Annotated in this window: 3 protein-coding genes; all 3 read left to right on the plus strand. The window is 33.8% G+C overall.

The annotated features are described in order from the left end of the window. A partial coding sequence (locus AC1Q8N_RS28645) for a condensation domain-containing protein (RefSeq protein ID WP_493521515.1) occupies window positions 1-1655 on the plus strand: 1655 nt, incomplete at its 5' end. Continuing rightward, complete coding sequence (locus AC1Q8N_RS28650) at window positions 1652-3430, plus strand: condensation domain-containing protein (RefSeq protein ID WP_098080805.1); 1779 nt, start codon at window positions 1652-1654, stop codon at window positions 3428-3430. The genes AC1Q8N_RS28645 and AC1Q8N_RS28650, both read left to right, overlap by 4 nt. Before the next feature lies 1 nt (window position 3431). Continuing rightward, a partial coding sequence (locus tag AC1Q8N_RS28655; RefSeq protein WP_493521516.1) for a type I polyketide synthase occupies window positions 3432-4673 on the plus strand: 1242 nt, incomplete at its 3' end.

Here is a 4673-nt window from a genome sequence, read left to right on the forward strand (position 1 = left end):
AAGAAATATTAAGAGTAGATAAAGTGGGATTGTATGATAATTTCTTTGAACTAGGTGGTGACTCTATTCTTAGTATTCAAGCAGTTTCACGTTTAAATAAATTAGGTTATCAGTTCACTCCAAAACATTTTGTGCTACATCAGACGGTTCGTGATTTGAGTAGAAATGTTAATTATTCTGATAATTTGATAGAACGATTAAATGAGGTGGATGAGTGGAGAGGACCGTTACCATTGACGCCAATTCAAAAACGTTTCTTTGAATTAGAATTACTTAATAATTCACATTATACTCAAAACGTATTTCTAGAAGCCAAAGAACCTCTGGAATTCGATATTCTTAAAAAAGCGTTAGAACATGTTATTAAACGTCATGATGCTTTGCGTTTACGATTTTTAGATGGACAAGAATGGACACAATATGTAGGTGAAGACAATAAAGTTTCAATTATGAAAGTTAATTTTGAACATACATCAATGAATCAGCTGCAAGCAGAAACTGAGGCACTTTGTTATCGACTGGGTTCTTCGCTTGATATAGTGAAGGGACCAATATTAGGAGCGGCATTAATAAACCTTGGGAATAGCAATCCAGATAAATTATTACTAGTAATACATCATTTGGTAATAGATGGTATGTCATGGAGGATAATACTAGAGGATTTACAGCATGAATATATAAGCCTTCTTAATAATGTATCTTCTACACAGCAACCTCCAGCCTTATCATATTCAAAATGGGCTATTTCGTTAAAGAATTGGGTTGAAGAGAATAAAACGAATTTTGAGGTTGAAAAAAACTATTGGTTTTCAGAAAAATATATATCCAGGATGAAGAAAGCATTTAGGTTCGAAAATAATAAAATTAATAAGGCATCAGATATAAGAACGAAGAATGCTTCAATAAACGATTTTAATACGCAATATATATTACGAGAGTTGCAATATGTGTCGAGGATGAAAGTAGATGAAGTGTTGTTAACTGCCTTAGTAATGACTTTAACATCCTATTTCGGTAAGTATGATTTTTTACTGGATATTGAGAGACATGGGAGAGACCCATTTGTTGCTGATGTTGACCCATCTAATACAGTTGGATGGTTTACAAATATTTATCCATTAGTATTATCGGCAAATCTAGATTGGAGCAATACTGGTGATTGGTTGGCAGGTATAAAAGAACAATACTGTAAAGCTCAATTACATAGTAATGGATATGACAAATTACGTTATTTAGCAAGCGATTTAATATTAGATAAATTGGACCAGATACCTTTAAGTGCTATTTGTTTTAATTATTTAGGTCAAATTGAAACATCGGATTCAAGTTTGTTTACTCTTCTTGATAATGATAATCTTCCTAAATATGAAAAAAAAGAAAGAAACAGATATGCACTAGAGATCAATATCGTAATTGTTAATGGGAAATTAAAAGTTCAATGGATTTATAATAGTTGTTTATTAGATGTTGATATGATTCAAACTTTATCTACGATGTTTAGTACAAAAATAGATGAAATTGTTAGTTTTTTAAACTCCCTAGATGGCTGTATTTATACAAATTTTGATTTTCCATTGGCTGAACTTGATAAAGGCGAGATGATGAAATTGGAGAGTATGTTAAAAGAAATTGAGATTGGGGAGAATCAACAGTGATATTAAAGAATGTAGAAGATATATATCCTGCAACTTTTATGCAGCAACTAATGTTACTTCATATGTATTCTTCACCAGATTCTGATGTTCTATGTGAGAAATTTAGTTGTACGGTGAGTGGAAAGCTAAATGTGAAAGCATTTAAGAGATCTTGGCAGAAGGTTGTGGATCGTCACGCGGTTTTGCGGACTATGTTTGTTTGGGGTGATTTGGAAAAACCGTTACAAATCGTCAGAAAGCAGGTTACTCTGCCATGGGTAGAATATGATTTGCGAGAAATTCCAGAGGATGAACAAAGGCGTATTATTAGTGAATCTAATCAAAAGTATAGAATATTTAATCCTACTATTGCCCCGCTAATTCGTTTGGAGTTGTTTCGATTAAATGAAGAAACCTATTATTTCTCATGGGGATATCATCATCTGATTCTTGACGGATGGTGTAATTGGCTAATTTTAAATGAAGTATTTACATTATATAGTCAATATAGTTATGGAAGGAAGATAAAATTAAATCCACCAGTACCCTATCGGAATTATATAGCTTGGTTAAAAGATCAAGATATGATAAGTGCCAAAAACTATTGGGCGCAGTATATGCAAGGATTTAAGAGCACTACATCATTACCTTTTAATGCAACAGTGCATCAGAGGATTAAGACGTTTAGTGAATGCAAAATGCGTTTGGATGAAGCAGATTCATTACTAATTACAAATTCAATTCGTACATTTAAAATTACACTTAATACTCTAATCCAATTTTCATGGGCGGTTTTACTTAGTAGTTTTTCAGAGGAAAATGATGTGGTTTTTGGTAGTACTGTATCTGGAAGGCCTTCAGAACTATTAGAGATTGAAAATATGATGGGATTATTTATTAATAATGTGCCAGTGCGTATAAAGTTGAATTTATCGGACTCTCTTGAGAAATCTTTGAAAAAAATTCATGTAGGACAGATGGAAATGAAAGAGTTTGAATATGCCCCTTTAACTCAAATTCATAATTGGTGTGGGTTAAGGCAATCTAGCAGGCTATTTGAAAGCCTAATAGTATTCGAAAACTATCCAGTTAAATCGTGGGAAAGAGATGGGATTGATGAAATTAAAATATCAGGCATTAAGGATAATCTCAAAACTAATTATCCATTAACACTTGTTGTTGTGCCAGAAAGCGGACTGACTATTAGATTAATTTATAGTGAACAGCATTTCAACAATGATCAAGTTGAAGGGTTATTGAATATTTTTAAGAGTCTGTTATTGAAAATAGCTATGTCAAATAATTTGGTATCTGACATTCAAGCATATGCATCAAATTTAGTACAACCGCTTAAATCTAAATTTGAAAATAAAAGTAAGGATCTTCGGGAAATTACTCATTCTTACGAAAAAACAATTAACTCGCCAGAATCTTCTAGAAAAGGAGCTTCTTTCGATGTAGCTTTTGAAAATAAAATTGTAGAAATATGGAAAGATTGTCTTTTAGTTTCGAAGTTAGATATACACGATAATTTTTTTGAACTTGGTGGCAATTCTTTGATGTTAGTTCAATTACACGAAAAACTACAATTGGAATTGGAGTTAGAATTTTCGATTATAGAGTTGTTTAAGTATCCCACGATTTCATCTATGTCCAAATTTTTATATGACCTTTCTTTCTTTGGGAAAACAAAACAATATACACGCTCTATAAGTGGGATTGAACGTGGAAAAAAGCAGCGTGAGGCAATGATTCAGCAGAGAAATTTGATATTGTCTAGAAGGGAGAGGAAATAGTGTGGAAAAGGAAGATAAGTTTCAAGGGGATATAAATGGAATTGCTGTAATTGGAATGGAGGGGAGATTTCCGGGCGCGGATAATATTCAGGAGTTTTGGGAAAATCTTTGTGAAGGAAAAGAAACCATTAAATTCTTTAGTAATGAAGAACTTCTATCTGCTGGTATTAGTATAGACTTAGTATCAAATTCTAACTATGTAAAAGCTCATGGTAGTATAAATCGAATTGAGTACTTTGATGGTAATTTCTTTGGTTTAACGCCTAGAGAAGTAGAATATATGGATCCGCAGCACCGATTATTTTTAGAGTGTGCCTGGGAGGCTTTAGAGCAAGGTGGATATGTAGGGGATAATTCTACTAACTCAATAGGTGTTTTTGCAGGCTGTGCATCCAGTACTTACTTTTTACAAAATATTCTTATGAATACACGTACATCTAGTGATATTGGAGCATGGCAAATTGCTATGGGGAACGAGAAGGATCATTTACCAACAAGAACGTCATTTAAGCTAGGTTTAAACGGGCCAAGTATCAGTATTAATACAGCCTGTTCTACTTCTTTAGTAGCCATACATACAGCTTGTCAAAGTCTCTTAAATTACCAATGTGATATTGCTGTAGCTGGTGCGGCAAATCTTAAAATCCCACAAAACACAGGATATTTGTACCAAGAAGGGTGGATTGCTTCATCTGATGGACACACTCGGGCATTTGATGATAAGGCAAGCGGTTCTAGTTTTGGAGATGGTGTAGGTGTAGTCTTGCTAAAACGACTTGAAGATGCTATTGCAGATAGAGATCATATTTTAGCTATTGTCAAAGGATCAGCTATTAATAATGATGGATCTGATAAGATTGGCTACACAGCTCCGAGTATAGAAGGACAAGCAGAAGTTATTGCAACTGCTCAGGCTCTCGCAGGTGCTTCACCGCATTCTATTACTTATATAGAGGCTCATGGGACTGGGACACAATTAGGTGATCCAATTGAAATTGCAGCGTTGAAACAAGTATTTGAAGATAGTCAGGTTAAAAGCCCTTACTGTGCAATAGGTTCAGTTAAGACAAATATAGGACATTTGGAGACAGCTGCTGGAATGGCAGGATTTATTAAGACTGTGTTAGCTGTTAAGAATAAGGTAATTCCACCTACTCTTCATTTTGAAAAGCCTAATCCGGAAATTGATCTTGATAATAGTCCATTTTACATTAATACAGAACTGGCTGAATGGTCAGGAAAC

The sequence above is a fragment of the Bacillus sp. GW823-FHT06B01 genome, from assembly GCF_058952315.1.